Genomic DNA, 25,585 nt, shown 5'->3' with positions numbered 1-25,585 from the left:
ACCGCCGGCGTCCTGCCGGGGCCGCTTCAGGCGTCGGGACAGTTCTGCTGCCGCATGGCCTTCTGCATTTCCTCCGGCGGAACGTCGCGGATGTGGGTGGCCATCGACCAGCGGTGGCCGAAGGGGTCCTCGACCACGCCGTAGCGGTCGCCCCAGAACATGTCGGCCGGCTCCATGCGCGATACGGCCCCGGCCTCGATCGCGCGCCTGAAGGCGCTGTCCACGTCAGGGACCGACAGGTGCAGGGTCACCGACGTGCCGCCGAGCGACTTGGGACCACGCGCGTCCCAGTTCGGGTATTCATCCATCAGCATCACCATCGAATCGCCAATGCGCACCGCCGCGTGGGCCAGCTTGCCCTCGGGGTCGGGCAGCCGCATCACTTCTTCGGCGCCGAAGGCGCGCACAAAGAAATCGATTGCGTCGACGGCGCGCTCACACACCAGGTGCGCCGTCACGGTGTGCATGCCCTCTTCCATCGGTTTGGTCGTGCTGCCTGCAGTCATAGCTAGCTCCTTCAAGGTCTCTTTCAGGTTGGACGGATGACAACTCAGCATAAGAACATTACGCCCGGCTTCGGGTTCGCGCAATCGCTTTCGACTTTGAGGCCGCGCAGTGATTTCCCGGTCGGCCGCGTCGGTCGCCCGCGGCTATGAGGCTTCGTCGTACCAGCGATCCTTGTCCAGCATGATCTGATGGTGGCCGCAGCCGGCCGGGATCATGGGGAAGCAGTTCTCCGCCTGCTCGACGACGACGTCCAGGAAGAACGGGCCGCTGGAATCCAGGCACTCGGCGACCGCCCCCTCCAGTTCACTCGCGCGCTCGACACGGCGCGCCTGCCAGCCGAAGGCGCGCGCCAGCGCGACGAAGTCGGGCAAGGCTTCCGAATAGCTGTGGCTGTAGCGCGCGCCGTGGTGCAATTCCTGCCACTGGCGCACCATGCCCATGCAGCCGTTGTTGGACAAGATGACCTTCACCGGGCAGCGGTGCTGGACCGCCGTGGCCAGCTCCTGGATGTTCATCAGGATCGAGGCGTCGCCGCTGATGCAGGCCACCAGGGCCTCGGGATGCGCGATCTGCGCGCCGATGGCGGCCGGCAGGCCATAGCCCATCGTCCCCGCCCCGCCCGAGGTCAGCCAGCGGCGCGGCGCCTCGAACCGCAGGTGCTGGGCCGCCCACATCTGGTGCTGGCCGACGTCGGTCGACACGATCGCATTCCTCGACGCCAGCGGCCCGGCCAGGGCTTGCATCAGGCGCTGCGGCACGATGGACTCGCCCTGCCCGCCGAAGGCCAGGCAGTGCGCGCGGCGCCACTCGGCGATGCGGCGCCACCACGGCAAGGTGAGTCCCGGGTCCGGCGCCAGGCGCTCCAGGCGGCGCGCCAGCTCGCCCAGCACCTCTCCGCAATCGCCCACCAGGCGGACGTCGGTCCGCACCACCTTGCCGATCGAGCCGGGATCGATGTCGACGTGGATCACCTGCGCCTGCGGGCAGAAGTGCGCCAGCTTGCCCGTGACGCGGTCGTCGAAGCGCGCGCCGGCGCAGATCACCAGGTCGGCTTCGTGCATGGCCAGGTTGGCCTCCAGCGTGCCGTGCATGCCCAGCATGCCCAGCCACTGCGGGCTGGAAGCGGGAAAGGCGCCGAGCCCCAGCAGGGTCAGGGTGCAGGGCGCGTTCTTCAGGCGCACCAGCTGGGCGAAGGCCGCGCAGGCCTGGTCCCCGGAATTGACCAGGCCACCGCCCCCGTAGAAGACCGGGCGGCGCGCGGCGCGGATCAGAGCCGCGGCCTGGTCCAGCGAAGTCGTGCAGACCGGCGCGCGCGCCGGTGCCGGCGCGTCTGTATGCTCGTGCGCCGTCACCGGCTGCGCCTGGATGTCTTTGGGCAGGTCCACCAGCACCGGTCCGGGCCGCCCGCCCGTGGCTTCGCGGATCGCGCGCAGCACGGTGGGCGCGATCTCGGCGACGCTGCGTACCTGCGCATTCCAGCGGGTGACGGCGCGCGAGATGCCCAGCGCGTCGCATTCCTGGAAGGCGTCGGTGCCGATCGAGGCGGTCTGCACCTGGCCGCTGATGCACAGGATCGGGATCGAATCGCTCAGGGCGTCGAGCAGGCCCGAGGTGGTGTTGGCCATGCCCGGGCCCGAGGTGACGAAGACCACGCCCAGCCGCCCGGTGCTGCGGGCATAGCCTTCGGCGGCGTGGACCGCGGCCTGCTCGTGGCGCACCAGCACGTGGCGCAGGCGGCGGTCCTGCTGGAGGGCGTCGTACAGGGGCAGCACGGCGCCGCCGGGATAGCCGAAGACGGTGTCGACGCCGGCGCGGACCAGCAGGTCGAGCAGCAGGCCGGCGCCGGTCATGACGGGAAGAGCAGAGGCGGCAGCGGCCGCTGGTGGGGGTGCGAAGGTATCCATGAGCAAATGGTATTCACATTGGAGCTGAAAGTGCTTCATAATCTTGCGTCATTTGGCACTCAACCCTGAAAGGTTTTCCATGTATCAGGACAATGATAGAAAAATTTTCGATGCGGCCGATCGCGCGATCCTCGCCATCCTGCTGAAGGACTCGCGCACACCGCTACAGGAGATCAGCGCGACGGTGGGACTGTCCACCACTTCGTGCTGGAACCGGATCAAACGGATGACCGACACCGGCCTGCTGCAGGGCTATACGGTGAAGGTCGACCTGGCCCACCTCGGCTACCACGACACCGTGATCGTCCAGGTCACGCTGGACAGCCACAGCGAAGAGACCCTGTACGAATTCGGCCGCGCGCTGGAGTCGATCCCGGAGGTGCTGGAGGCCAGCCTGATTTCGGGCGACTACGATTACTTCGTACGCATCGCGGTGAAGGACACGCGCGACTATGAACGCCTGCTGCGCGAAAGGCTGTACAAGATTCCGGGCATCCGGCACAGCAAGTCGAGTTTCGTGCTGCGCACGCTCAAGCGCACCGATACGCCGCTGCCACTTGGGTGACCGGAAATACCGTCGTACACTACGCGTCATATTCCTTTACGGCCTGAGGAGAGTGAATGTTCGACCACGTCAAGATCGGTGTCAGCGACTTTGCAGCAAGCAAAGCGTTCTTCATGAAGGCGCTCGCGCCGCTGGGCGTCACGGCGGGGGCGGAAGGAGAACCGCGTTACGGCATCGAACTGTGCGCGCAGGGACCGGCTTCGTTCATCCTGTTTCAGACCGATGAAAAGCCGGCCCACCTTCACCTGGCATTCGCGGCCGAGACGCGCGGCCAGGTCGATGCCTTCTATCGCGCTGCGCTGGAGGCAGGCGGCAAGGACAACGGCGCCCCCGGTTTGCGCCCGCAGTACAGCGGCGCGTATTACGCGGCCTTCGTCATCGGACCGGATGGGCACAATATCGAAGCCGTGTGTCACGCCTCGTGACCTGGGTTTTCCGAGGACGCTGACGGCTTATATAAGAAGGAAAAACGCATGCCCAACTGTGTAGATGTCGTTCTGCTCGCGCAGTACAACGAGACCATGAATCGCAGGCTGTACGACGCTGCAACGAAGCTCTCTCCTGAAGAACTGCGTAGCGATCGAAAGGCGTTTTTCGGCTCGCTTCTCGGGACCATGAACCATCTCATCGTCGGAGATACGATCTGGCTGAGCCGCTTCGCCCTGCATCCCTCTCGATTTCGCGCGCTGGATTCGCTCCGCGGCCTGCCTGTGCCTACCAGCCTGACGCAGTCTTACGGCGACAGCCTGCCGCAACTGCAGGCGCATCGCACGCGACTGGACAAGATCATCACCGCCCTGGCGGAAGAATTGCGCCCATCGGATCTCGATCAAGTGCTGACGTACCAGAATTCACGCGGGCTGCGCTTTCAGAAGCGTTTTGGAAGCCTGCTCCTGCACCTTTTTAACCATCAGACCCACCATCGGGGCCAGGCCAGCACCCTGTTGACCCAAGCGGATGTCGATATCGGCGTCACCGACCTCCTGGAGCTGATCCATGAGGTCGAAGCGCCAGGTGGAAGCAGCATCGAAGCGGTCTGTCACGCGGCCGAAGGCTGACTCCACCCGAAAAAGCAGCATAGGGCACTCATGGATCACACCGCTGTAGAGTTGGCGAAAGAAGTCCTCTCAGAAAACGAAGCGGTACTGGTTGGCATATTCGGCGTTGATTGAGCAGGCATGAAGTCAGCCCTACCTCGACAGCGGACCATTCGACGCGTGTCGCTCACTAGGCTACAGGCCGCCTCGCGCCTGTCATGCCCGCTTCATCGGGCCGCAAGGTCAGCACCGACACCCCACTCGCCGTCACGGCAACCGTATGCTCGAACTGCGCCGACAGCGAGCCATCCCGCGTCACCACGGTCCACCCATCCGCCTCGGTCTTCACGCTGCGCCCGCCCCGATTGAGCATCGGTTCGATCGTGAACACCATCCCTTCACGCAGCGGCAGGCCTGTCCCCGGCTTGCCGAAGTGGAGCACCTGCGGCTCCTCGTGCATCTCGCGGCCGATGCCGTGGCCGCAGTAATCGCGCACCACGGAATAACCATTGCGCCTGGCATGGCGTTCGATCGCCCAGCCGATGTCGCCCAGCCGCGCCCCGGGACGCACGGCGCGAATCCCCTTCCACATGGCCTCGTAGGTGGCCTGCACCAGCTTCTTCGCGGCCAGGTCGACTTCGCCGATGAGATAGGTCTTGCTCGAATCGGCGATGTAGCCGTTCTTCTCCAGCGTGATGTCGAGATTGACGATGTCGCCCTCGCGCAGCACCTCGGATGCCGACGGCACCCCGTGGCAGACCACCTCGTTCACCGACGAATTCAGGGCGAAGGCATAGCCATATTGCCCCTTGCTTGCCGGCCGCGCCTTCAGCTCGTCGACGATGTAGCGCTCGACCATGTCGTTGACGGCGAGCGTCGACATGCCGGCCAGCGTGGTGCGGTCCAGCAGCCCGAAGACGGAGGCCAGCAGCCGCCCGGCTTCGGCCATCAGGGCCAGCTCGTGAGGCTGCTTGGTCATGGCTCGCTCACCGCCAGCGGCGGCACCGAGACCCCTGCGGACTGCAGCTCGCGCTGGATGATCTCGTTGAAGCTCAGGGTTGGATTGGTCTCGCACAGCATGCCGATCCGGATCCAGAACGCCGCCTGCGCGTTGATCGAGCGGCAGGACACCTTGGTCGCCTTGCGCAGCTGATCGTGCAGCTCGTCTTCGATGTTAACGATGCCCATGGCCACCCAATATATGATTCATATACGTTCAGTATATCGCGCATATAAGGATAAAGCCAAGGACCAGCTTGACATTCCGCTTCCACGCACGCAGCATTTAGACAATCATCTAATTAGATATTCATCGAATGACCGTGCCGCTCAACGACGTCTTCAAGGCCATCGCCGACCCGACCCGGCGCGAGATCCTGCGCCTGCTGCGTCACGAAGAGATGAGCGCGGGCGACGTGGCGGCGCGCTTCGACATGACCAAGCCGACCATGTCGCACCATTTCGCCGTGCTGAAAGCGGCCGGCCTGATCACCAGCCGGCGTGAAGGCCAGACCATCTGGTATGCGCTGAACACGACCGTGCTGGAAGATGTGCTGGCCTGGACCCTGGACCTGGCGCAAGGCGCCAAAGGAGACCCGCGATGAAGAAGCCCTATCTGCTGCCGTCCATCCTCGTCATGCTTGCCGCGCTGGGATTCTGCGCCTGGCTCTACCCCGAGCTGCCGCAGCAGATCCCGATGCACTGGAACGCGCAGGGCGAGGTCGATGGCTATGCGCCGCGCGCGGCGATCTTCGGGCACAGCGCGGCGATGGCGGTGCTGATCGCCGTGTGGTGGTACGCCCTGCCCGCCTTGTCGCCCAAGCGCTTCTCGATCGAGGACTTCCTGCCGACCTACGGCTACACCTGCCTGTCGATAGTGGGCCTGCTCGCCTTCCTGCAGTGCGTGCAGGCCTGGGCGGCGCACAGCGGCAACCTGGCGGTCGACCGTGTGCTGCTGTCGGGCATCGCGCTGTTCTTCGCGCTGACCGGCAATGTGATGGGCAAGGTGAGGCGCAACTTCTGGCTCGGCATCCGCACGCCCTGGACGCTGGCGAGCGAACGTGTCTGGTATGCGACCCATCGCCTCGCGGCGCGCTCGATGGTCATCGGCGCCGCGCTTTCCCTTCTCCTGCTGCTCGCGCCGGTACCGACTCCCGCTTGCTTGGCGGTGCTGATCGGATCCGTGCTGCTGCCGGCAGCGTGGTCGCTGGTCTACTACAAGCGCCTGGAGCGCAGCGGGGCCCTCGAGACCTGATCAGTCCCTGCGCGCGCTGCGACGCGTCCGGCGGCGCAGGAACATGGCCGCGCCGGCCAGGCTGCCGAGCCACAGGGTCGACGGTTCCGGCACGTCGGCCAGGCGGGTCTCGTCGCCGCCGTAGGGCAGCTCGGGCTGCTCTGGCTGCAACAGCGGCGGCGCGGGAATGAAGGGCGACGGGTCTTCCTGGGGCTGCTCGGGCTTCGGCAGGCCTGGCTCGGCCTCAGTGGACACTGGCGGGGCCGAGGGTTCGGGCGAGGTCGTGGAGCGTGACGTGTCGACCGGAGGCGCGGACGAGGTTTCCGACCTGCTGCTCGTGCTCAGCTGCGAGGTCGAGAACATCAGCGGACTGCCTTCCCACTGGCCCATGCGCGAGAACCGGAAGCGGTCGCCAGGCGTCCGCGTGGCGTCGGAAGGCGCTTCGCCGGCGATGCTCGCGAAGGTCTTGAGCTGGTAAGGCTGGCCGTCGAAGCCCTCGTCCTCGATGACTTCCGCCGAGGTGTTCACGATGCTGCCTTCCTCGATGGATGAATCGAACTCCACCTGCCTCGGCTCGTCGGCCGACACCGGCAGCATCGGCGTATCGGAAATCCGGTTCGCGCAGCGCGCGCGCAGCTCGTCGACGCCGTCGGTCAGCAGGGTTTCGCCTTCCGCCAGCATCAGCTTCTTCTTCGTCCAGTACACCTTGTCGTCCTTGCGGTAGGACACGTAGACGGCGCGCGGCTTGGCGACCGTCACCGGACGCGCCTTGTCGACGTCGAAGCCGGCGTAGTGATCGGCGACCACCTTGTCGGCCTTGATCGCCTGCGCCAGCTCGGCGCGGTCGGCCACGCCGCCGGGCACGATGGAATACGGATAGATCCGGCGCGGCGCCGCTGCGGGCTGCTCGGGCGCCTGCTCGGTCACGGGCGCGGCTGCCAACGGCAGGACAGCGGGCCTCGCCTGCTGCGCCGCCGGCTGGACGGCGGCCTGCCGGGCCGGCGCCGCGTAGAACGCCACGCCGCCCGCCGCTGCGATCAGGGCGAATGCGGTCAGCCTGGTTCGTGTAGACGAAACGGCCGCGCTGGCGACGAGGGAGGCAAGACGAGTTGGCATGGGAGCTTCTGTAGGATACTTCCTACAGAATATCACCCGTATGTATAAAAGTGCATTCTTTTAAGAAAAAAGAGTTTCTTATATGCAAATTGTTGTGAGCGTGCCACGGCGCGTCAGCGCGGCAGCAGGTGGCGGAAGGTCGGCTCGATGTTCCTGGAGTGCAGGTAGGTCACGATGTCTTCCAGGGTGGCGTCCTTGAGCAGCAGTCCTTCGTCCACGGTCTTGGCCGGCGCCGCGGGCGCCGCCTGGGCGGTAAGGGCTGGTACAGGACGCAGCTTGCCCAGCGCTTGTTCGAAAGCCTCGGTCCCGATGCTTTCCAGGTGCTCGAGGAAGGCGGCCTGGCCGGCCGCCGGCGGCGCCATGTCCAGCCCCGCCTCGTCGGCAAAGGACGCGCCCATGCCCGGATGGATGAAGGCCGCCCACATGCCGGTGGCGCGGTGCAGGCAGGGCGGCAGCTCCACCGGTCCCACCGCCGCGCCGGGATCGAGCTCCACGTCGGGAAAATACGCGGTCCGCAGCAGGGCCACGAATTCGGCAAGCCGGGCCGCCGGCACGGGCTGCTCGAACGACAGCCACAGTCCGTAGGCGCCGTCGCCCGAGATGCTCACCGCCGGCGCCGGCAAGCCCAGGTCCTGCTGCAGCGCGTTGGCGACCGCGCACAAAAGGGTCCAGTGCTCTCCGCCCTCCCCGGTCTTGCGGAACGGGATCAGGGCGGCACGGCTCAGGCCCGCACTGTCGGTCAGCCCGAGGACGAGCGTGTCCTCGCCCCGCAGGTGGCGCGCCAGCGCCTCCAGAGGCGGCGCATCGGCCGGCAGGTAGAGCCGGCGCAGTTCGGAAATCAGCTTCTCCATACACGTCTTCGATGTGATCAAGGACGGTATTCTGACACAAGCGAAGGCGACTAGCGCCCCCCTTGCCCGTGCAGGCGCGCCGAGTCGAAACCGACCCGCACCGCGCCCCAGTGGCGCCCGTTGATCTCCAGCGGCATCGACAGGTCGTTGATCACTTCGCCGGTGTCGCGCAGGTAGGTCTGGAACAGGATCGGCTTGCGGTTGGCGGCCAGCTTGCTGCCGACCGGATCGTCGAAGATGCGCTTGTGGCGGCAGTGGACCAGGTCGTGCTCGTAGCTGCCGGTAGGCTGCTGCGAGAACTTGGCGTTGTGGGCCGGCGCGTAGCCGCGCCTGTCGACCGCCAGCGCGTAGGCGCAGCCCGGCAGGCGCGCGAGCACGCCGTCGAACAGGGCCTGCAGGTCGCGCTCCACGGCGCGGTCGTAGGCGGTGGAATAACGCGGCGGGTTCGAGTCCGGGATCGGCTGGTAGGCCTGGTCGAAGATGTCGACGCCGCGCCCGGCGTGGCGGACCAGGCAGGCCAGCACGGCGTCGCGCAGGCCGGTAGTCGTGTCGACCAGGGCGTCGAAGGCGGTGCCGCCGGTCGGGTGCTCGGCCAGCACGCCCTGCAGCTCCTCGGTGGTGGCGCGCACCTCGTCGACCCGGCGCGAAGCGTCCGTCATCGACTTGCCGGATGCGCCGGCGTTGGCGGCGATTTCGCCGACCTTGCGGCCGATGTCCTGGTTGATGCCGTCCAGCGCCGCCATTGCGCCGGCGATGTCGTTGACGGTGGCGGTCATGCGTTCGAAGTCGGCCACGAAGGTGGAAAAGCGCCCGGCCGCCGCGCCCACTTCCCGGGTCGAGACGTTGACGCCGTCGAGGATGCCGGCGGTGGCGCCGGCGGTCGACTCGACCAGCTCGCGCATCTCGCTGTTCACGCCGGCGATCTTCGCGGTCTCTTCGTTGACCTGCAGGGACAGGCGGCGCACTTCGGCGGCGACCACGGCGAAGCCGCGGCCCGCTTCTCCCGCTCGCGCCGCTTCGATGGCCGCGTTGATGGCCAGCAGGTTGGTCTGGTTGGCGATGCGCTGGATGACGGTGCCGAACTCGCTGATCGAGCGCGAATGTTCCACCAGCTGGCCGACCGTGCGCGCGAAGCCGTCGACCTGGGTTTCGATGGCGCGCATGCGCTGTTCGAGCTGGACCAGGCCTTCCATCGACTCGCGCGCCACCGTCAGGTTGCGCTCCGCCGTGTCCGCGATCTCGGCGGTGCCGCTCTTGACGCTGCTCGACAGCTGCTTCACTTCGCGGGCGGACGCGCCCAGGTCGTCGGCGGCGTCGACCTGCATGCGCGCGTGGGTCAGCGCGTGGTCGACTTCCTTGCGCAGCCGGGCGGCATTGATCGCCGTGCGGATGCTGCCGTCGCGCGCCTTGATGACCAGCTCATGGAAACGGCCCCTGGCGCCGCCCGCCCCCACCGCCTGGAAAAAAGCCGAACCGGCCGGCCGCAGCACTGCTCTCAACCATGTCCACATGTTCTCTCCCCCATGGATACCGTTTGTCGGTATTTATATGAGGAAACTATAGCTGCGCCAAAGCATCATGTCATCCATCTTGGGTAGCAGGCGGCAAAAATCCCACAGCCTAGCGCTCCAGCACCTCGCCCAGGCGCGCTGCCAGGAAGTCGACCAGGGCGGCGACCCGCGGCGCCAGCGCTCCCTGTTTATAGAACACGGCCCATACCGGCTGGCCCCAGGGCAGGCTGTGCGAGGCCAGCACCGGCACCAGGCGGCCGGCGGCCACGTCGCCGCGCGTCAGGAAGTCCGATAGCGAAACGATGCCCGCCCCTGCCAGCGCCAGCTCGCGCAGGGTGCCGCCGCTGGTGGCCGTCACCGCGGGCGTGATGGTCCAGCCCTCGGCGCCTTCGTGCTGCAAGGGCCAGGTGTTGAGCGAGGCCGGCGCCGCGAAGCCCAGCGTGCGGTGGCGCTCCAGTTCCGCCGGCGTGGACGGCGCGCCGTGTTTCTCCAGGTAGCCGGGCGAGGCCATCACGCGTAGCGGGCTGGCGCCGAGGCGGCGCGCATTCAGGGTCGAATCCGGTAGCGCGCCGATGCGGATCGCCAGGTCGGCGCGTTCCTCGATCAGGTCGACATAGGTTTCGCCGCTGACCAGCTCCAGCTGCACCAGAGGGTAGGCGTCCAGGAAAGCCGGCACCAGCGGCGCCAGCAGATGGTCCAGCGCGGGCGTGGCGGCGTTCACGCGCACCAGGCCGGAAGGCTGGGAGCGGCGCGCCGCGGCTTCGGCCTCGGTGTTGGCCAGGTCGGCCAGCAGGCTGCGCGCGCGGCCCAGCAGCCAGGTCCCCTCCTCGGTCAGCTGCAGGCGCCGGGTGGTGCGCCGCATCAGGGTCATGCCGAGCTGCTCCTCCAGGCGCGAGATGGTGCGGGACACGCCCGAGGGCGTCTGCCCCAGCCGCTCGGCGGCGGCCGAGAAGGATCCCGCATCTATGACGGTGGAGAAGACAATCAGGGCGTCGACATCGATCATTTGTGACTCCAACTCAAAAGTCAATTGTACGACGGGCCATTTTTCCTTGCTAGCCGGCACGGCACACTGCATGCCTCTTCATTGGCATCGCACGACAAGGAGAAACACCATGCCTCTCGCACTCTGGGCGCTCACGCTGAGCGCCTTCGCCATCGGTACGACGGAATTCGTCATCGTCGGCCTGATCCCCACCATCGCCGCCAGCCTGGGCGTATCGGTCCCCTCGGCCGGCCTCCTGGTGAGCCTGTACGCACTCGGCGTGGCCGTCGGCGCGCCGGTGCTCACCGCCCTCACCGGCCGCGTGCCGCGCAAGCAGCTGCTGCTCGGCCTGATGGCCTTGTTCACCATCGGTAACCTGGTCGCCTGGATGGCGCCCAACTATTCCGCCCTGATGGCCGCGCGCGTGCTCACCGGCCTGGCGCACGGCGTGTTCTTCTCGATCGGCTCGACCATCGCCACCAGCCTGGTGCCGAAGGAAAAAGCGGCCAGCGCCATCGCCCTCATGTTCACCGGCCTGACCGTGGCCCTGGTCACCGGCGTGCCGCTCGGGACCTTCATCGGCCAGCACTTCGGCTGGCAGGCCACCTTCCTGGCCGTGTCGCTGCTGGGCGTGGTCGCCATCGCCGGCAGCGCAATCCTGGTGCCCGCGAACATTGCCGGCAGCAAGCCGTCCAGCCTGCTCACCCAGCTCGCGGTGCTCAAGAAGCCGCGCCTGCTGCTGGTGTACGCCATGACCACGCTCGGCTACGGCGGCTCCTTCATCGCCTTCACTTACCTGGCCCCGATCCTGCAGGAAGTGGCGGGCTTCGCAGCCGGCACCGTCAGCCTGGTGATGCTGGTCTACGGCGTGTCGGTCGCGGCCGGGAACATCTGGGGCGGCAAGCTGGCCGACCGCCAGGGTCCGGTGCGCGCGCTGCAGATCGTGTTCGCCCTGCTGGCCCTGGTGCTGCTGGTCCTGAGCTTCACCGCGCCGAGCAAGCCACTGGTGCTGCTTACCGTGCTGGCCTGGGGTGCGGTCGCCTTTGGGAACGTGCCCGGCCTGCAGGTCTACGTGGTGCAGCGCGCCGAGCGCGACGCGCCGCAGGCCGTGGACGTGGCTTCGGGCCTGAACATCGCCGCCTTCAACGTCGGCATCGCCCTCGGCGCCTGGGGCGGCGGCCTGATCGTCGCCAAGCTCGGTCTGATGGCCACGCCCTGGATCGGCGCGCTGGTCGTGGTCGGCGCCCTGCTGCTCACCACCCTCGCCGGCTGGCTCGACCGCCGCGACGGCGTGCCGGCCAAGGCCGCCGCCGGCCGCGCCGCCATCGCCACTCACTAAATTATTTGAAAGGACTTACCATGCACATGCCTCAACTCGGCCTCGGCACCTTCCGCCTCAAGGGCCAGCAAGTCATCGATTCGGTGCGCAACGGCCTCGAGCTGGGCTACCGCCATATCGACACCGCGCAGATCTACGACAACGAAGCCGAAGTCGGCCAGGCGCTGGCGGAATCCGGCGTCTCGCGCGGCGAGGTGTTCGTCGCCACCAAGATCTGGACCGAGCACCTGGCGGGCGACAAGCTGGTGCCCAGCCTGAAGGAAAGCCTGCGCAAGCTGCGCGTCGAGCAGGTCGACCTCACCCTGATCCACTGGCCCTCGCCGGGCGGTGCGGTGCCGGTGGCCGAGTCGATGCAGGCGCTGCTGGCGGCGCGCGAGCAAGGCTTGACCGGCGCGATCGGCATCTCGAACTTTCCCATTGCGCTGATGCGCGAGGCGATCGACGCCATTGGGGCGGAGAATATCGCCACCAACCAGGTGGAGCTGCATCCTTATTTGCAGAGCCGGAAACTGGCCCGGTTTGCCAGGGAGAGCGGGATTCACCTGACGGCGTATATGCCGCTGGCCTACGGCAAGGTGATGGACGATCCTGTGATCGCGGCGGTCGCGGCGCGCCATCAGGCGACGGCGGCGCAGGTGACGCTGGCCTGGCTGCTGGCGAAGGGGTATGCGGTGATTCCGTCGTCGACCAAGCGCGAGAACCTGGCCAGTAACCTGAAGGCGCGCGAACTGGTGCTGGCGCCGGAGGACCTGGCTGCGCTTGACGCTCTTGATCGGGACGAGCGCCTTGTAAGCCCGGACTTCGGGCCTCAGTGGGATTAAGCTCTATTGTCACCCTCAAGACCGTCGTCCCGGAACGACGGTTTTGAGGTTATTGGTCCAGCTCGGGGTAGTAGCGGAATATGCCGTTCTGGTTGAACGGGATCCGCCGATCCGAAGCAAGATAGGCAGCGATATTGGGCCGCGCCGCCACCCTGTCGCGCAGTGACGTCAGCGCCGGATACTCCCGCTCCATGCGCTTCATGGCCTTCGGGAAGGCATGGCGCAACCCCTCGATCACCTGGAACAGCGACAGGTCCGCATAGGTCAGCTTGTCCCCCACGAGAAAGTCGCGCGGCTCGGGATTGGTGAGCAGGCGCGCGAAATAGCCCAGGAATTTCGGAATGCGCGTCTCGACGAAGTCGGCCGCGCGGCGCAGCGCTTCCGGCTTCTGGTCTTCGTAATACAGCGAGGTGGCGATCGGGTGATGGGTATCGTGCACCTCGGTCACCAGGTCGGCGATGGTCAGCTGCAGCTGGTGCGCCCACAGGCGCCCCGGATCGGTACGCGGCGCCAGCCCGTGCTGCTCGCCCAGGTACATCAGAATGTTGGCAACCTGCCCGACCGTCAGCTCGCCGGCCTTCAGGAAGGGCGGCGCGAACGACGGATATTCCTCGGTCTCGAGGGCGCCTGTCAGCAGCTCCATGCCTCCCTGGCGTCGCGCCACGTCCACATAGTCCGCGCCGGCCTCCTCCAGCGCCAGCCTGACGAATTCGCCGCGCCCCTGGATGCCGGGCCAATAATAGAGTTCATACGCCATCTCCACCTCCGGTCTGCTTCGGTCCGCGCATTATCGGTGATGAATTAGAAGCCTGTCGCCGCGCAAACATGGTAGTCTTGTAGTGCCTGCCTGGCAAAAACAAAAAGTCAACAAAACACAGAGAGAGCAGACCATGGACACGTCACGTTTCGTTGGTTCCCCACCACTCTATTCGTTTCATCCAGGCACGAGTTAGCGATTCGGCGGATAATTGCGGAGCGGAATTAACATTCCGCTGAGCACGTTCACGTCTAGTGGACGACAAGATAAGGACCGGCTGCCGCCTACGCGGCGCCGCCACTTTACGCCGAATGGAGCGTCCGAATGCATATCGCTCACCTTCCGAATCCCGTGCACGGCATTGCGCGCCGCCTGCGCATGCTGCGCTATTGGCGCGAGCACCAGGCCCTGAGCCGCCTGGACCTCATCCGCCGCTTCGCCGAAGCCTCGCCCAACGGCGATCCCTTCGACCACCTGGGCGACCGCGACTTCCTGGTGCGCGGCCTGAGCGCGCGCGAGCGCGTGCAGTGCGTGCTGTCGCACTACCGCTTCGAGGACGCTTGCTTCAACGCGGCCTACAAGGACGCCGTCTACGGCGGCGGCGGCCTGAACCTGTGGCAGCACGACACCGAGGAGCACCACTTCGTGCTGCGCCTCGAGATGTCGCCGCGCCACGACGCCGAAGGCGACCTGACCATTTCGCTGATGGCCGACGGCCAGTACCTGCACCGCCTGTCCTATACCTGGGTCGACGGCGCGATGGCCGGCGTCGACATGCCGACCGTGCCCTTCCTCACCCGTAACCAGGGCCGCTGGGCCGATTCCGGCGCCGCCTTCGAAGCCTTCGACAAGGTCTTCCCCAACAACTCGCCGAGCTTCTTCTGCTTCGCCGCGATGCAGGGCGTGGCGCAGGCGCTGGGCATGGACCGGGTGGTGGCGATCCGCTGCACCGCCCACATCGCCTACGACCCGCAGGACACGCGCCACTTCGAGAACGCCTACGACGGCTTCTGGCGCATCCTGGGCGGCAGCGAGATGAACGAGCGCAGCTTCCTGATTCGCCTGCCCTTCTACCTCAAGCCGCTGGAAGACATGCCGTCCAAGCACCGCAAGCGCGCGGCGCAGCGGCGCGAGCACTGGCGCGCGATCGGCGACGCCACCCGCACCACCCTGCTGCGCCACCTGGTGCAACCCAGCGCCGCCGGCGCCAGCCAGGCCACGACGGCCGCCACCGCCGAGGCGTGACAGCGCGCAGGCCCTGATTCGGCGATAATCCCCTCTTTGTCCGATCACAAAGAGGGGTTCGCCTTGCATAACTTCGATTTCCACAATCCGACCCGCGTGCTGTTCGGCCAGGGCCAGATCGCCACGCTGTCGACCCTGGTGCCGGAAGGCGCGCGTGTCCTGATGCTGTACGGCGGCGGCAGCATCCGCACCAACGGCGTCTACGACGAAGTCAAGGCCGCGCTTGCCGGACACACATTGCTCGAATTCGGCGGCATCGAACCGAATCCCACCTACGAAACCCTCATGCGCGCCATCGAACTGGTGCGCGCCGAGCGCATCGACTTCCTGCTCGCCGTGGGCGGCGGCTCGGTCATCGACGGCACCAAGTTCATCGCCGCCGGCAGCCTGCTGGAGGAAGACCCGTGGACGGCCATCTTCGAACAGCGCGCCGCCAGCGTGCAGTCGGCCCTGCCCTTCGGCGCCGTCCTGACCCTGCCGGCCACCGGCTCGGAGATGAACTCGGCCTCGGTGGTGACCCGCAAGGCGACCCAGGAAAAGCGCGCCTTCGCCTCGCGCCACGTATTCCCGCGCTTCGCCGTGCTGGACCCGACCAAGACCTATACCCTGCCGGCGCGCCAGGTCGGCAACGGCGTGGTGGACGCCTTCATCCACGTGATGGAGCAGTACCTGACCCATCCGGTCGACGCCAAGGTGCAGGACCGCTTCGCCGAAGGCCTGCTGCTGACCCTGATCGAGGACGGCCCGAAGGCCCTGAGCGACCCTGAAAACTACGACGTGCGCGCCAACCTGATGTGGACCGCGACCCTGGCCCTGAACGGCCTGATCGGCGTCGGCGTGCCCCAGGACTGGTCCACCCACATGATCGGCCATGAGCTGACCGCGCTCTACAACCTCGACCACGCCCAGACCCTGGCGGTGGTGCTGCCGGCCATGCTGCGCGTGCGGCGTGAGGTCAAGCGCGCCAAGCTGCTGCAGTATGCGGCGCGCGTGTGGAACCTGCTTGAAGGCGACGAGGACGCGCGCATCGACGCGGCCATCGAGCGCACCGAGGCCTTCTTCAACAGCGTGGGCGTGCCGACCAGGCTGTCCGGCTATGGCCTGGGCAAGGAGCATGTCGAGCCGGTGCTGGCGGCGCTCGAAGCGCACCGCCTGGTCAAGCTGGGCGAGGACCGCGGCGTGACGCTCGAGGTCAGCCGCAAGGTGCTCGAACTGGCCGTGTAACAAGCGAACCATTGCCACATCCACCACGTCCCGGGCGGACGTGGTACACTCGCGCCTTCGCTAGGGGTCCTGGAACCGATGTTCCGGGTGAGAGATACCCTTCGTACCTGATCTGGATAATGCCAGCGAAGGAAAGCGCAACGCAGTTCCCACCCTTGTTTGCCCTTCCCCCACGTTGGCTCCGGCTTTTTTGAAAAAGCAGCGCGCCCGTGGCGCGCGAAGACGAGCAAACCATGAAACTCACGCTGAAGTACACCGTCCTTGCCTGCGCCCTCGTGCAGGCCTACTCCGCATCCGCCCAGACCGAGGTCCCGTCCGTGGTCGTCACCGGCAGCAAATGGGTCGTCACCGACCGCGCCACCGTCGGCGGCTTCTCCGAGACCTCCCTGCTGGACACCCCGGCCTCGATCACCGCCGTGACCCTGGGCCAGATGCAGGACCTGTCGATCCGCAGCGCCACCGACGCCGTGCGCTTCGACGCCTCGGTCGGCGACGCCTATAACGCGGTCGGCTACGCCGAGCAGTTCTCGATCCGCGGCTTCGCGCTCGACAACGCCACCAGCTACCGCAAGGACATGATCGCCATCCCGGGCGACACCCAGATCCCGCTTGAGAACAAGCAGAACTTCGAGATCCTGCGCGGCCTGGCCGGCCTGCAGGCGGGCGTCGCCGCGCCGGGCGGCATGATCAACTTCGTCACCAAGCGCCCGACCAATGCGCCCTTGCACTCGGCCACCTTCGAGGTGCGCGAGCGCGGCACCGTGTACGGCGCGATCGACCTGGGCGGCCGCTTCGAGGACCGCCGCTTCGGCTACCGCATCAATGCCGCCGCCGAGGACCTCAAGTCCTACGTGCGCGGCGCCGACGGCGAGCGCCAGTTCGTCTCCGCCGCCTTCGACTGGCAGATCAGCCCGGACGCCCTGCTGCAGCTCGACGTCGACCACCAGCGCAAGTCGCAGATCACCGCGCCCGGCTACCAGCTGATCCGCAACGAAGTCCTGCCGGCCAGCGTGTCGCCCAAGACCCTGCTCAACGCCCAGCCCTGGACCCGCCCGGTCGACACCGACAGCAGCAACCTGGGCCTGCGCTTCGAGTACACCTTCAACCCCGACTGGAAGGCCACCGTCACCGCCAACAAGCACTGGTTCAAGCGCGACGACTTCACCGCCTTCCCCTACGGCTGCAGCAACGAGGGCGACGGCTTCTATCCGGGCTACTGCTCGAACGGCGACTATGACGTCTACGACTACCAGAGCACCGGCGAGCGCAAGACGCCGTTCGGCGTGCAGGCGCTGGTCCAGGGGCGCTTCGCCACCGGCGCGCTGCGCCACACGCTCAACCTGGGCGCGGGCTATGCCGAGCGCCACGACAGCTTCGGCGAATACGTCTACGACTACGCCGGCTACAGCAACATCTACCAGAACCTGGTCGTCGATCCGGCGCCGGGCAACCCGCGTACCGGCCCGGTCAAGGAACGCCGCAGCAACGAAGAGCGCTCGCTGTTCGTGCAGGATGTGATCTCCCTGTCCCCGGCCTTCACCCTGCACGCCGGCGCGCGCTACGTGAAGCTCAAGCGCGACGAACTGGCCGAGGCCGGCCTGCCCTGGGTGCACGCCGAGGACTCCTTTGTGCTGCCGAGCGTGGCGCTGGTCTACAAGCCGGCCAAGGACTGGACCGTGTATGGATCGGTGAACCATGGCCTGCAGTACGGCGGCATCGCCCCGATGGAGACCGCCAACGAGAACACCGCCCTGGCTCCGGGCCGCTCGAAGCAGGCGGAACTCGGCGTGCGCGGGATCGTGAATTACCAGCTGATGGTCAGCGCCAGCCTGTTCGAGATCACCCAGGGCCTGGAGTACATCAATGGCGCCAACGCCTTCGTGCGCGCCGGCGAGCAGCGCCACCGCGGCATCGAGCTGTCGGCCCAGGGCAAGGCCACCCAGAACCTGAGCTACAGCCTGTCGGTCGCGGCCCTCGACGCCGAGCAGACCGGCACCGGCGATGCGACGGTGGAAGGCAAGCGCGTCACCAACGTGCCGGAATTCCGCTCGACCGCCTACCTCGAATACGCCGTGCCCCAGCTGCCGGGCCTGAAGGTGGACGCCGTATGGCAGTACTCGGGCAACAAGGCCTTCGATCCGGGCAACCGCGTGACGGTGCCGGGCTACCACGTGGCCGGCCTGGGCGCGTCGTATGGGCTGCGCCTGGGTGGCGTCAACACGATCATCCGCGCGCGCGTCGACAATGCCTTCGACAAGTTCTACTGGCGCGACGTGACGCAGGCGCTGGGCGGCTACCTGCTGCCGGGCGCCCCGCGCACCTTCCGCCTGTCGGCGCAGTTCGACTTCTAAGCCGGCCCTAGCAGCTCTTCCACCTGCCGCAGGCGCTGCGGCAGGCTTCCTCCCAGCAGGACGTAGGGGATGCCCCTTGCGTCCAGCGTCTCCAGCAGCATCCGGTGCACCATCTGGCGCACCTCTTCCGATTCGCGCTGCAGGCCGTCCGGCTCCCACGGGCTGTCCGGCGCCGTCACGAAGGTCCAGTCGTAGTCGTGGACCGCCTCCAGCCGCGCCAGTTCCCCGTCCACCCTGCCCCAGTACACGCGGCTGTACAGCGCCGTCATCAGGGGCGTGGTGTCGCAGAACAGGAAGCGCCTGGCGTCGCCCATCGCCGCGCGCTCGCGTTCGAGCTGGGTGCGCGCGATGCCGAACTGGTCGTGCTCGAAAGGCACGCGGCCGTAGGTATCGACGAATTCACGCAGGTATTCCGGCACCCACACGGTGCCGTAGTGCGCCGCCAAGGCGTCGGCCAGGGTCGACTTGCCCGAGGATTCGGCGCCGAGGATGGCCACGCGCACGACCGGCTTCATGCGTCCCTCCGCGCGATATTGCCCCAGGCGCGCAGGCCGGTCCAGGCCAGCAGCACGAACACGGCGTACAGCACCGCGGTCAGGTTGAGGCCTTTGTAGACGTAAAGACCGACATACAGGATGTCGACCACGATCCAGACATGCCAGTTCTCGACCTTCTTGCGGCCCAGCAGGAGCTGGCCCACCAGGCTGCCGGCGGTCAGGAAGCCGTCGGCGTGCGGCACGTCCGTGTCGGTGTAATGGTCCAGGAAGCTGGACAGCAGCAGGAAGCCGAGCAGCCAGCTGGCCAGCGCCCAGGCCCAGCCGGCAGGCTTGAGGCGCGACACCACCAGCGGCGCATTGCCGGCGCCGCGCAGCCACTGGTGCCAGCCCCAGACCGAGGCAGCGATGAAGACAAACTGCAGCCCCATGTCGCCGTACAGGCGCGCGCCATAGAACACCACCGCATAGGTCGCGGACGAGGCGATCGAGAACAGCCAGGCCCAGTGGTTCTGGCGGATGTTCAGCAGGACGGTCGTGACCGCGAGCAGGAAGGAAATCAGTTCCAGGGGCGTGGTCGTGAGCCCGGCGAGGACAAGCGTGTCGTTCATGCGGTCGTTCGAAAGGAAATGGAGGGTCGTGCAAGACCCAGTGCGGCAGGCCGGCGAGGGATTATCTTGGCTCGCGTGCTGGAACGCAAGAAATGCCGCGTCCTGGAGTGCAAGAAATGTCTATTGCTTGTGAGAAAGCGTGATAATTCTTGCAAGTACATACGCGATAATGGCAGGTCAGTCCCTACAACGGAGTCTTCATGCAAGCACGCTTCCTCCTCTCACGCGCCGTGCTGCTGGCGACGCTGGCCCTGTCCGGGCACGCCGTGGCCACCCCCGCCGTCCCGCTCGAGGCCTTCCTCCACGAAGACCCTGTGTCGAAACCGCGACTGTCGCCGGACGGCAAGCACATCGCGGTGACCGTGCGCATCCCCGACAAGAACCGCTATGTCCCGGTGGTGATGATGTATGCCATCCCGGAAATGCGCCAGGTCGGCGCGATCCGCATGCCGGCGTTCGAGGTGCCGGAGGACTACGTGTGGGTCACCAATACGCGCCTGGCGATCAGCAAGGGCCGCGAACTCGGCTCGCGCGAGCGGCCTGTTTCCACCGGCGAGATCCTGTCCGTCGACCTCGACGGCGGCAAGCAGGAATACCTGTACGGCTACAAGATGTATTACGAATCGAGCCGCGGCAAGCGCTACGGCGACGACCAGGGCTTCGGCTCGATCGAAGACATTCCGCGCCAGCGCGACGGACGCATCTTCGTCACTTCCCACCTGTGGGAAGGCAAGCGCAGCCAACTCTATGAAATCGACGCGCGCAGCGCCGTGCGCACCCTGGTCGCCGACGTGCCCTCGGCGGACCTGGGCTTCGTGATCCAGTCCAACGGCAAGCCCCGCTACGCGGGCGGCATCGGCGACGATGCGCACCCGCTGCTGATGCGCCGCGACGACGCCTCCGGCCGCTGGGAGCGCAGCGGCGCCGAGCTGGGCACGCGCTACCGCCCCTTCGCCTTCAGCGCCGACGACAGCGCGCTGTACGTCACCCAGTCGCCCGACGGCGGTCCCGACCGGCTGGTGCGCGAAGAAGTCGGCACCGGCAAGCGCACCGTGCTGTTCGAAGATCCGGAGGCCAGTTTCAACTACATGCAGGCCGGTTCGCGCTTCGCCGAGCCCTTCGGCGCCAGCGGCAGCATCGGCCGTCCGCGCATGCGCTATTTCGACGACAGCAATGCGGACGCCCAGCTCCACAAGACCCTCAGCGGCCTGTTCCCGGACCATTTCGTGAGCTTCATCGATTTCAGCGACGACGGCTCGACCTTGCTGTTCGGGGTGCTGAGCGACCGCGACCCGGGCTCCTACTACCTGTTCAACCGCAAGACCATGAAGGCCGACCTGCTGTTCTCGACCTGGGAAATGATCGATCCGGCCAAGATGGCGGCGCAGCGTCCGATCAGGTTCACCGCACGCGACGGCCAGGTCCTGCACGGTTTCCTGACCCTGCCTGCCAAGACGGCGGACGGCGCCAAGCCGCCGCTGGTGCTGATGCCGCACGGCGGACCGCACGGCCCCTTCGACACCTGGTTCTTCGACAGCGACGCCCAGTTCCTGGCCAGCCGCGGCTATGCGGTCTTGCAGGTCAACTTCCGCGGCTCCGGTGGACGCGGCATGAACTTCGAAAGCGCCGGATACCAGGAATGGGGCGGCAAGATCCAGGACGACCTGGTCGACGGCGTGCGCTGGGCGGCCGCCAGCGGCGAAGTCGACAGCGGCAAGACTTGCGTCTACGGCGCCAGCTTCGGCGCCTATGCCGCGATGATGCTCGCGGCGCAGCAGCCGGCGATGTTCAAGTGCGCCGTCGGCTATATCGGCGTCTACGACCTGAGCCTGCTCGGCAAGCCTGAGAACCTGCGCACCGACGAAGTCAAGGCGGCGTATATCCGCAAGGTGGTCGGCAGCGACAAGGACAAGGTCGCCGCCATCTCGCCGGTCAACCTGGCCGCCAGGATCAAGGCGCCGGTACTGCTGATCCACGGCGGCAAGGACAAGCGCGCCCCGCTCGAACATGGCGAAGCGATGCGCGACGCCCTGGCCAAGGCAGGCAACAAGCCGGAGTGGTTCCTGGCGCCGGACGAAGGACACGGCTTCTACGACACCAAGAACCTCCGCGAGTTCTACACCCGCCTGGAAACCTTCCTCGGCAAGCACCTGAAGTAAGGTCGTAAAAAAACCGCGCCGGGAGCGATCCCGGCGCGGTTTTTTTTATCCCCCGCTTACTTCCTCGGGTATTTGATCGTCATTTCCTTGAGCAGGTTGTCGGCCTTGTCGACTTCCTTCATCACCCACAGCATGTAGCGGATGTCCACGTGGATGGCGCGCGTGATGGCGCTGTCGAAGTACCAGTCCTTGGTGATCGACTCATAGGTCGAATCGAAGTTCAGGCCCACCAGTTCGCCGCGCTTGTTCATCACGGCCGAACCCGAGTTGCCGCCGGTGGTGTCGGCGCTCGACAGGAAGTTCACCGGCACGGTATTCAGCACCGGGTCCTTGAACACGCCGTAGCGCTTGGCCTTGATGGTATCAAGCAGCACGGCCGGGACGATGAACGGGTCCTTGTTGGTGGCCTTCTCGGTGATGCCTTCCACGGTGGTGAACGGCCCCTTGACCAGGCCGTCGCGCGGCGCGTACGGCGCCACGGTGCCGTAGGTCACACGCAGGGTCGAGTTCGCGTCAGGATAGACCGGCTTGCCCTGCGACTTCTTCCACGCGATGACGGCGGTCATGTACTGCGGGATCACGCGTTCCAGGTTGCCGTCGATCTCGTTGCGGTTGTTCTCCAGCGCCAGGCCGGTGTCGTACAGGCGCACGGCCAGCTGGATGAAGGGGTCGTTCGACTTACGGAAGGCTTCCGGGTCCTTGCCGATCCAGGCCAAGCGCTTGGCGGTGTCGGACAGCTCGCTGGCCTTGTACATCGCGTTCAGCGAACCCGGCGCCGGCAGCAGGCCGTCCAGGCCTTGCGGGCGGAACTTGGCGTCGATGCGGGCGTAACGCTGCAGCGCCGCGCCGTAGCGGGCCTCGTCGACCTGCGGCACGAAGGACTGCTCGAGGCGGGTCAGGCGCGCCTTGATGAAGGACAGGTCGCGCTCCTGGTAGCCGCTTTCGCGCTGGGCGTCCGGCTTCTGGCGCTCGATCGCCAGGCGGTACAGGGTGCGCGCGCTCTTCAGCAGGTCGCTGTGGGTAGCCTCGAGCCAGGCGGCTTCCTGGCGCGACTGCGCCATGTCGGCGGCGATCACGCCGTCCAGTTCGGCCAGCAGGTTCTTCGAACCGTTGCCATTCTGCCTGTGCCAGGCGCGGAACTCGGCGTCCTGCACGTCCTTGATCGCGGCGATGTCCTTGCGCGCGAAACCGTCGAGCAGGCCTTGGGTCTTCTTGAGGACGTTGTTCAGGCCCTTGTCCACGCTGGCGTAGCGCACGTTCCAGGCCGGGTTGCCCATGGTGGCGGCGGCGATCACGGACAGGTCGGCGGTGATGCTGGCGACCTTGGCCGGGAAGTCGACGTCGCGCGCGAAGCGGATTTCCGACGGCAGCTTGTAGCGGCTGGTGCGCCCCGGGTAGCCGGCCAGCAGGATCGGATCGCCCGCCTTCAGGCCTTCGGCCGAGACCACCAGGAAGTCCTTCGACTTGTAGGGCACGTTGTCCGGCGACGGATCGGCCGGGCGGCCATCCTTGCCGACGTAGGCGCGCAGGAAGGAGTAGTCGCCGGTCTGGCGCGGCCATTCGTAGTTGTCGATGTCGCCGCCGAAGTTGCCGATGCGGTCGGACGGCGCGTACACCAGGCGCACGTCGCGGATCATCAGCTGCTTGATGCGGTAGTACTCCAGGCCGCGGTGGAAGGCCGGGACCGAGCAGCGGATCGACTTGTCGGTCTCGCACTCGGCGATCAGGGCCTTGATGCGCGACTCGACCAGCTCGTGGCGCTCGCGGCCGGACATGTTCGGGGACAGGCCCTTGAGCACGCGGTCGGTGACGTTCTCGACCTTCTCGGTCACGTACACCAGCGTGTTCGGGCCGCCCGGCAGTTCCTCGGCGCGGGTCTTGGCCAGGAAGCCGTTGACGATGTAGTTCTTCTCAGGGGTCGAATTGCGCTGGATGGCGCCATAGGCGCAGTGGTGGTTGGTGACCACCAGGCCGTCGGGCGACACGAAGGACGCAGAGCAGCCGCCCAGCGACACGATGGCGCTCATCGGGTGCTTGGTCAGGTCGGCCAGCTTCTCGGCCGGCATGGCGATGCCGATGCGCTTGAGTTCGGATTTCAGCTGCGGCAGCTGGTGCGGTTGCCATTGGCCTTCATCGGCGACCGCCACGGTGGCGGCGCCCAGGAGGGCGACGGGCAGGACGATGGATTTGAACAAGGTGGACCCCTGGATGAAAAAAAGCAAAGCGGGAGTATAGCCTTGTTGAGTTGGGGTGCGGTGGTTTTCTGGCGTATTGACAGGCTGTCAGGGGTGGCCGGCCGGAACCTGGACGGCGGCGCTCGCTGAAACAAGATAGTCGGCGAGCGCTCCCGGAGCCAATGCCTCCGCAAGGATGGCCGATCGGGCGCGGTTCGAGCCGGCATGGCGCGGATGCGGAGTACGGAAGGCCGTTACTCGTTCCTCCCCGCCTGCGTTGTTGCAGATCGGGAGGGTAAATTCCCAGATCCTCTTAGGAATATGGACCTGCGAAACCGCAAGGCCGGAAAACATCTGCTTCAGGTAACGGTCGCAGCTGCTGCCGGTCGTGAACACGATGAGCTGCGGCCGTAAAACCTCGAGCTGGACGCGCAGCAGTGCGCCCGACAGCCGGACTATCTCGCCACTAGCCGTGTCGTCGCCACGGACCGGGCGCGTCTTGGCGGCGTCGAAGCAGAACAGGTTCGCCCACACGGGCGCGTCCCGGGCAGCGCGCTCGGCCGGCGCCGCCATTGTACGCGCGGCTTCCCGGTAAAACTGGAAGAACTTGGAACGCTCGGCGACGGTTCCCACCTTCCGCCGGTGGAACTGCATCTGGTGGTCGAGGTAGGCGCGGACGGACGACATGCGGTCAGGGTGAGCCAAGTCCTTGCGCAGCGTCGAACCCCATCCTGCGGTCTCGCGCCCCACGATCATGGTTCTCACCTTGCTGGTCGCGTAGCTGTCGCTGACCGCCGGCACGAAGAGGCTCGACAGGTCGCGCTCGGCCGCCAGCTTCCGCAACGCGCCGATCTCGACGACTTCCGTGTAACGCTTGAGCAGCCGCTCATTGAGTTCGGCTGCGGTAGGCACGAATGTATCCAGTTTCATTTCTCCATATGTGCTCAACGTGGCCCCGACGCTTCAAAAGCACGTTTCCGGCGTTGCCCGCGCCATCGCGTAGCGCGGATGGATTGCGGTACGCCGCAGCGTGCCGTTCGCGTCGATGTACCGCGAGTCGGACACGAAGTCCTGCCTAAGCAGGTTCGACAGCGCAACGCGCAGCTGGGATTCCACAGCGAATACACATCCAGGTCGCGGCGCACGCTCTGGTAGCCCAGCTGATTGAGGTTGATGCGCACTGATATCGGAGTGAGAGCGGCATCATCAACAGAACGATACTACTTTGGCTTAAAACGCAAGATCTGACCGGGCCTTCTGTAAAAATCTCCCCCCACCCGCTTGCGTATTGAATCAAGATCCCATTGCTCGATAACACCCTGTGCATCCACAATCAGTCCCATAGGAGGGAGCTTCTCTCCAGGAAGATTAAAGTCAAGAGACACAACAACCTGCGCCCCCCATAGCCCAGTATCACGAACACAATTCGATATTTCATCTACAAGTTCGGGAGTTAGGAAACAAGGAGAAGTGACTACGATCTTTTGAGTCACCCCTCCCCAGCAATCGTCCACGACCCAGTAATCAGAATTCCCAAATGGATCTTCCTTTCCGTGCCTTGCACATACAGCACGTAAGGCATGATACAGAATTTCCCATTCTTTTTGATCAATAGATTTATTCATTTGAACGAATCGGCATCAGCCTCATGGCTCCGTTTATGATACGTTGAAAAATTCGATGATTGAAATTTCGGATTCT

General features: G+C 66.1%; 25 protein-coding genes and 1 riboswitch. Of the genes, 11 read left to right on the top strand and 14 right to left on the bottom strand.

Annotation, left to right across the window (positions count from 1 at the left end; genetic code table 11):
• Positions 1-26 precede the first annotated feature (26 nt).
• Together KBW95_RS05650 and ilvB are read right to left on the bottom strand one after the other, a co-directional pair.
• Complete coding sequence (locus KBW95_RS05650) at positions 27-506, bottom strand: VOC family protein (RefSeq protein WP_229429567.1); 480 nt, start codon at positions 504-506, stop codon at positions 27-29.
• A 144-nt stretch (positions 507-650) separates the two neighbouring features.
• Positions 651-2,411, bottom strand: a complete 1,761-nt coding sequence (gene ilvB, locus KBW95_RS05645) for a biosynthetic-type acetolactate synthase large subunit (RefSeq protein WP_211527692.1) — start codon at positions 2,409-2,411, stop codon at positions 651-653.
• Between the two features lie 79 nt (positions 2,412-2,490).
• On the opposite strand from ilvB, the gene KBW95_RS05640 reads away from it, so the two are divergent.
• Genes KBW95_RS05640 through KBW95_RS05630 form a run of 3 tightly spaced genes read left to right on the top strand, consistent with a single transcriptional unit; the run spans position 2,491 to position 4,034 of the window.
• Positions 2,491-2,976 carry an Lrp/AsnC family transcriptional regulator gene (locus KBW95_RS05640; RefSeq protein ID WP_211527691.1) on the top strand — a complete coding sequence of 162 codons (486 nt, stop codon included), beginning with the start codon at positions 2,491-2,493 and terminating at the stop codon, positions 2,974-2,976.
• Positions 2,977-3,032: 56 nt separating this feature from the next.
• A complete protein-coding gene (locus KBW95_RS05635; RefSeq protein ID WP_211527690.1) occupies positions 3,033-3,401 on the top strand; it encodes a VOC family protein in 369 nt (122 codons plus the stop codon).
• Between the two features lie 48 nt (positions 3,402-3,449).
• Complete coding sequence (locus tag KBW95_RS05630; RefSeq protein ID WP_211527689.1) at positions 3,450-4,034, top strand: DinB family protein; 585 nt, start codon at positions 3,450-3,452, stop codon at positions 4,032-4,034.
• Positions 4,035-4,203: 169 nt separating this feature from the next.
• Here the strand turns inward: KBW95_RS05630 and map are convergent, their stop codons facing one another.
• A complete protein-coding gene (gene map, locus KBW95_RS05625) occupies positions 4,204-4,992 on the bottom strand; it encodes a type I methionyl aminopeptidase (protein ID WP_211527688.1) in 789 nt (262 codons plus the stop codon).
• Complete coding sequence (locus KBW95_RS05620) at positions 4,989-5,201, bottom strand: ParD-like family protein (RefSeq protein WP_211523206.1); 213 nt, start codon at positions 5,199-5,201, stop codon at positions 4,989-4,991. Before KBW95_RS05620 ends, map begins: the two co-directional genes overlap by 4 nt.
• Positions 5,202-5,329: 128 nt before the next feature.
• On the opposite strand from KBW95_RS05620, the gene KBW95_RS05615 reads away from it, so the two are divergent.
• Both KBW95_RS05615 and KBW95_RS05610 read left to right on the top strand, forming a co-directional pair.
• The gene (locus KBW95_RS05615) at positions 5,330-5,617 is read left to right on the top strand and encodes an autorepressor SdpR family transcription factor (RefSeq protein ID WP_211527687.1); all 288 of its coding nucleotides are present in this window, start codon (positions 5,330-5,332) and stop codon (positions 5,615-5,617) included.
• The gene (locus KBW95_RS05610) at positions 5,614-6,267 is read left to right on the top strand and encodes an SdpI family protein (RefSeq protein WP_211527686.1); all 654 of its coding nucleotides are present in this window, start codon (positions 5,614-5,616) and stop codon (positions 6,265-6,267) included. Before KBW95_RS05615 ends, KBW95_RS05610 begins: the two co-directional genes overlap by 4 nt.
• On the opposite strand, the gene KBW95_RS05605 is transcribed toward KBW95_RS05610, so the two are convergent.
• The 4 genes from KBW95_RS05605 to KBW95_RS05590 all read right to left on the bottom strand — a co-directional run bounded on the left by KBW95_RS05605 (position 6,268) and on the right by KBW95_RS05590 (position 10,730).
• Positions 6,268-7,362, bottom strand: a complete 1,095-nt coding sequence (locus KBW95_RS05605) for a PEP-CTERM sorting domain-containing protein (protein ID WP_211527685.1) — start codon at positions 7,360-7,362, stop codon at positions 6,268-6,270.
• 113 nt (positions 7,363-7,475) lie between these two features.
• The gene (locus KBW95_RS05600; RefSeq protein WP_211527684.1) at positions 7,476-8,213 is read right to left on the bottom strand and encodes a hypothetical protein; all 738 of its coding nucleotides are present in this window, start codon (positions 8,211-8,213) and stop codon (positions 7,476-7,478) included.
• A 50-nt stretch (positions 8,214-8,263) separates the two neighbouring features.
• The gene (locus KBW95_RS05595; protein WP_211527683.1) at positions 8,264-9,724 is read right to left on the bottom strand and encodes a methyl-accepting chemotaxis protein; all 1,461 of its coding nucleotides are present in this window, start codon (positions 9,722-9,724) and stop codon (positions 8,264-8,266) included.
• Positions 9,725-9,833: 109 nt separating this feature from the next.
• Positions 9,834-10,730 carry a LysR family transcriptional regulator gene (locus KBW95_RS05590; RefSeq protein ID WP_211527682.1) on the bottom strand — a complete coding sequence of 299 codons (897 nt, stop codon included), beginning with the start codon at positions 10,728-10,730 and terminating at the stop codon, positions 9,834-9,836.
• Between the two features lie 109 nt (positions 10,731-10,839).
• Between KBW95_RS05590 and KBW95_RS05585 the strand changes: the two genes are divergently transcribed.
• Positions 10,840-12,048, top strand: a complete 1,209-nt coding sequence (locus KBW95_RS05585) for an MFS transporter (protein WP_211523213.1) — start codon at positions 10,840-10,842, stop codon at positions 12,046-12,048.
• Between the two features lie 20 nt (positions 12,049-12,068).
• A complete protein-coding gene (gene dkgB / locus KBW95_RS05580) occupies positions 12,069-12,869 on the top strand; it encodes a 2,5-didehydrogluconate reductase DkgB (protein ID WP_211527681.1) in 801 nt (266 codons plus the stop codon).
• Positions 12,870-12,918: 49 nt separating this feature from the next.
• On the opposite strand, the gene KBW95_RS05575 is transcribed toward dkgB, so the two are convergent.
• Positions 12,919-13,626, bottom strand: coding sequence for a glutathione S-transferase (locus tag KBW95_RS05575; RefSeq protein WP_211527680.1), 708 nt, complete (start codon positions 13,624-13,626; stop codon positions 12,919-12,921).
• A gap of 324 nt (positions 13,627-13,950) precedes the next feature.
• Here KBW95_RS05575 and KBW95_RS05570 point away from each other — a divergent pair, with 324 nt between their 5' ends.
• The 3 genes from KBW95_RS05570 to KBW95_RS05560 all read left to right on the top strand — a co-directional run bounded on the left by KBW95_RS05570 (position 13,951) and on the right by KBW95_RS05560 (position 18,446).
• Positions 13,951-14,871, top strand: coding sequence for a DUF535 family protein (locus KBW95_RS05570; protein WP_211523216.1), 921 nt, complete (start codon positions 13,951-13,953; stop codon positions 14,869-14,871).
• Positions 14,872-14,934: 63 nt separating this feature from the next.
• Positions 14,935-16,095, top strand: coding sequence for an iron-containing alcohol dehydrogenase (locus KBW95_RS05565; protein WP_211527679.1), 1,161 nt, complete (start codon positions 14,935-14,937; stop codon positions 16,093-16,095).
• Between the two features lie 52 nt (positions 16,096-16,147).
• A riboswitch (TPP riboswitch) is annotated at positions 16,148-16,246 on the top strand.
• Positions 16,247-16,328: 82 nt separating this feature from the next.
• A complete protein-coding gene (locus KBW95_RS05560) occupies positions 16,329-18,446 on the top strand; it encodes a TonB-dependent siderophore receptor (protein ID WP_211527678.1) in 2,118 nt (705 codons plus the stop codon).
• Here KBW95_RS05560 and KBW95_RS05555 read toward each other — a convergent pair.
• The gene (locus KBW95_RS05555) at positions 18,443-18,961 is read right to left on the bottom strand and encodes an AAA family ATPase (RefSeq protein ID WP_211527677.1); all 519 of its coding nucleotides are present in this window, start codon (positions 18,959-18,961) and stop codon (positions 18,443-18,445) included. The two genes, KBW95_RS05560 and KBW95_RS05555, sit on opposite strands and share 4 nt — an antisense overlap.
• A complete protein-coding gene (gene pnuC, locus KBW95_RS05550) occupies positions 18,958-19,551 on the bottom strand; it encodes a nicotinamide riboside transporter PnuC (RefSeq protein WP_211527676.1) in 594 nt (197 codons plus the stop codon). Before pnuC ends, KBW95_RS05555 begins: the two co-directional genes overlap by 4 nt.
• Before the next feature lie 200 nt (positions 19,552-19,751).
• Here pnuC and KBW95_RS05545 point away from each other — a divergent pair, with 200 nt between their 5' ends.
• Entirely contained in the window at positions 19,752-21,710 is a 1,959-nt protein-coding gene (locus KBW95_RS05545) for a S9 family peptidase (RefSeq protein WP_211527675.1), read from the top strand.
• A gap of 56 nt (positions 21,711-21,766) precedes the next feature.
• Here the strand turns inward: KBW95_RS05545 and KBW95_RS05540 are convergent, their stop codons facing one another.
• The 3 genes from KBW95_RS05540 to KBW95_RS05530 form a co-directional block, all read right to left on the bottom strand.
• Positions 21,767-23,905: a S46 family peptidase gene (locus KBW95_RS05540; protein WP_211527674.1), complete on the bottom strand. Its 2,139-nt coding sequence runs from the start codon at positions 23,903-23,905 to the stop codon at positions 21,767-21,769.
• Between the two features lie 87 nt (positions 23,906-23,992).
• Positions 23,993-24,814, bottom strand: coding sequence for a hypothetical protein (locus KBW95_RS05535; RefSeq protein ID WP_211523223.1), 822 nt, complete (start codon positions 24,812-24,814; stop codon positions 23,993-23,995).
• A 290-nt stretch (positions 24,815-25,104) separates the two neighbouring features.
• Positions 25,105-25,509 (bottom strand): hypothetical protein, encoded by a 405-nt coding sequence (locus KBW95_RS05530; protein ID WP_211523224.1) that lies wholly within the window; start codon positions 25,507-25,509, stop codon positions 25,105-25,107.
• Positions 25,510-25,585: the final 76 nt, after the last annotated feature.

Source organism: Massilia sp. ZL223 (assembly GCF_018119395.1).
GTDB lineage: Bacteria > Pseudomonadota > Gammaproteobacteria > Burkholderiales > Burkholderiaceae_D > Telluria.
Note: the sequence above shows the minus strand (reverse complement) of the source record. Positions and strands in the feature narration are given on the sequence as shown.

Excerpts from the sequence above, each read along its gene's own strand:
- KBW95_RS05575 (WP_211527680.1), bottom strand. The coding sequence starts at position 13,626 with ATGGCGTATGAACTCTATTATTGGCCCGGCATCCAGGGGCGCGGCGAA.
- KBW95_RS05595 (WP_211527683.1), bottom strand. The coding sequence starts at position 9,724 with ATGTGGACATGGTTGAGAGCAGTGCTGCGGCCGGCCGGTTCGGCTTTT.
- KBW95_RS05555 (WP_211527677.1), bottom strand. The coding sequence starts at position 18,961 with ATGAAGCCGGTCGTGCGCGTGGCCATCCTCGGCGCCGAATCCTCGGGC.
- KBW95_RS05650 (WP_229429567.1), bottom strand. The coding sequence starts at position 506 with ATGACTGCAGGCAGCACGACCAAACCGATGGAAGAGGGCATGCACACC.
- KBW95_RS05590 (WP_211527682.1), bottom strand. The coding sequence starts at position 10,730 with ATGATCGATGTCGACGCCCTGATTGTCTTCTCCACCGTCATAGATGCG.
- KBW95_RS05640 (WP_211527691.1), top strand. The coding sequence starts at position 2,491 with ATGTATCAGGACAATGATAGAAAAATTTTCGATGCGGCCGATCGCGCG.
- KBW95_RS05615 (WP_211527687.1), top strand. The coding sequence starts at position 5,330 with ATGACCGTGCCGCTCAACGACGTCTTCAAGGCCATCGCCGACCCGACC.
- KBW95_RS05535 (WP_211523223.1), bottom strand. The coding sequence starts at position 24,814 with ATGAAACTGGATACATTCGTGCCTACCGCAGCCGAACTCAATGAGCGG.
- KBW95_RS05635 (WP_211527690.1), top strand. The coding sequence starts at position 3,033 with ATGTTCGACCACGTCAAGATCGGTGTCAGCGACTTTGCAGCAAGCAAA.
- KBW95_RS05605 (WP_211527685.1), bottom strand. The coding sequence starts at position 7,362 with ATGCCAACTCGTCTTGCCTCCCTCGTCGCCAGCGCGGCCGTTTCGTCT.
- dkgB (WP_211527681.1), top strand. The coding sequence starts at position 12,069 with ATGCACATGCCTCAACTCGGCCTCGGCACCTTCCGCCTCAAGGGCCAG.
- KBW95_RS05560 (WP_211527678.1), top strand. The coding sequence starts at position 16,329 with ATGAAACTCACGCTGAAGTACACCGTCCTTGCCTGCGCCCTCGTGCAG.
- pnuC (WP_211527676.1), bottom strand. The coding sequence starts at position 19,551 with ATGAACGACACGCTTGTCCTCGCCGGGCTCACGACCACGCCCCTGGAA.
- map (WP_211527688.1), bottom strand. The coding sequence starts at position 4,992 with ATGACCAAGCAGCCTCACGAGCTGGCCCTGATGGCCGAAGCCGGGCGG.
- KBW95_RS05530 (WP_211523224.1), bottom strand. The coding sequence starts at position 25,509 with ATGAATAAATCTATTGATCAAAAAGAATGGGAAATTCTGTATCATGCC.
- KBW95_RS05600 (WP_211527684.1), bottom strand. The coding sequence starts at position 8,213 with ATGGAGAAGCTGATTTCCGAACTGCGCCGGCTCTACCTGCCGGCCGAT.
- KBW95_RS05585 (WP_211523213.1), top strand. The coding sequence starts at position 10,840 with ATGCCTCTCGCACTCTGGGCGCTCACGCTGAGCGCCTTCGCCATCGGT.
- KBW95_RS05545 (WP_211527675.1), top strand. The coding sequence starts at position 19,752 with ATGCAAGCACGCTTCCTCCTCTCACGCGCCGTGCTGCTGGCGACGCTG.
- ilvB (WP_211527692.1), bottom strand. The coding sequence starts at position 2,411 with ATGGATACCTTCGCACCCCCACCAGCGGCCGCTGCCGCCTCTGCTCTT.
- KBW95_RS05630 (WP_211527689.1), top strand. The coding sequence starts at position 3,450 with ATGCCCAACTGTGTAGATGTCGTTCTGCTCGCGCAGTACAACGAGACC.
- KBW95_RS05620 (WP_211523206.1), bottom strand. The coding sequence starts at position 5,201 with ATGGGCATCGTTAACATCGAAGACGAGCTGCACGATCAGCTGCGCAAG.
- KBW95_RS05570 (WP_211523216.1), top strand. The coding sequence starts at position 13,951 with ATGCATATCGCTCACCTTCCGAATCCCGTGCACGGCATTGCGCGCCGC.
- KBW95_RS05610 (WP_211527686.1), top strand. The coding sequence starts at position 5,614 with ATGAAGAAGCCCTATCTGCTGCCGTCCATCCTCGTCATGCTTGCCGCG.